General features: G+C 66.3%; 1 protein-coding gene. It reads left to right on the top strand.

All coding sequences use genetic code 11. The features are described 5' to 3' along the window. Positions 1-315: hypothetical protein (locus tag R5H29_RS07160; protein WP_332328979.1), on the top strand; the 315-nt coding region annotated here is incomplete at both ends.

The following is a 315-nucleotide window of genomic DNA, read 5'->3' as shown; positions in this document are numbered from 1 at the left end:
GGGCACGACGAAGGGGAGCTGGACAAACACGGGGTTTGGCACGTTTTCGGGCCTGAGCGCCGGGCAGAGCCAGTATCGCCCCGAGGTCACGCTGTCAGGGAGCACCGCCGGCACCTTCACCGAAACGGTGGTGCTGACCAGCATTGGCAGCAATGGAAGCGGTTTCAGCGGGGCGCTGCCGACGGCGACGCTGACGATCGTTGGCACAGTGACCGCCGCGACGCTCTACACGCTCACCACCGGCGCGGATGTGATTGCTGGCGCCAATGGCGGCGACGTGTTCAATACGACCGCGGGCGCGCTCAACGCTTCGGA

Origin of the sequence: Stenotrophomonas sp. A3_2, from assembly GCF_036624925.1 — a bacterium.
Lineage (GTDB): Bacteria > Pseudomonadota > Gammaproteobacteria > Xanthomonadales > Xanthomonadaceae > Stenotrophomonas > Stenotrophomonas hibiscicola.
Note: the sequence above shows the minus strand (reverse complement) of the source record. Positions and strands in the feature narration are given on the sequence as shown.